Origin of the sequence: Staphylococcus sp. EG-SA-17, from assembly GCF_017151845.1 — a bacterium.
GTDB lineage: Bacteria > Bacillota > Bacilli > Staphylococcales > Staphylococcaceae > Staphylococcus > Staphylococcus aureus.
The window spans coordinates 1-745 of the sequence record NZ_JACVZO010000071.1 but is presented as its reverse complement, the minus strand read 5'-3'; the positions used below and the strand labels follow the sequence as shown (position 1 = coordinate 745).

At 34.9% G+C, this 745-nt stretch carries 1 protein-coding gene; it reads right to left on the bottom strand.

The features are described 5' to 3' along the window. On the bottom strand, positions 1-745 hold a 745-nt coding region (locus IDG65_RS14090), incomplete at both ends, for an MFS transporter (protein WP_173969020.1).

The window sequence follows — 745 nt, the reverse complement described above, 5'->3', positions numbered from 1 at the left end:
GTTTATATACATTCAAGGTAACCAGCCAACTAATGACAATGATTCCTGAAAAAAGTAATAACAAATTACTATACAGATAAGTTGACTGATCAACTTCCATAGGTAACAACCTTTGATCAAGTAAGGGTATGGATAATAAACCACCTACAATTGCAATACCTGTTCCCTCTGATAAAAAGCTGGTAAAGTTAAGCAAACTCATTCCAGCACCAGCTTCCTGCTGTTTCAAGCTACTTGAAACAATTGTTGATATAACTGTTTTGGTGAACGAAAGCCCACCTAAAACAAATACGATTATAATTGTCATGAACCATGATGTTGTTTCTAAAAGAAAGGAAGCAGTTAAAAAGCTAACAGAAAGAAATGTAACTCCGATGTTTAACACGTATAAAGGACCTCTTCTATCAACAAGTATCCCACCAATGTAGCCGAAAATAATGACACTCATTGTTCCAGGGAAAATAATTACACTTCCGATTTCGGCAGTACTTAGCTGGTGAACATCTTTCATCATATAAGGAACCATAGAGACAAACCCTGCTACTGTTCCAAATATAATTCCCCCACAAAGAACTCCAATCATAAAAGGTATATTTTTCCCTAATCCGGGATCAACAAAAGGATCTGTTACTTTCCTGATATGTTTTACAAATATCAGGAATGACAGCACGCTAACGATAAGAAAAGAAATGCTATATGATGTTGTAAACAACATAAAAAATACAATGCCTACAGACATTAGTAT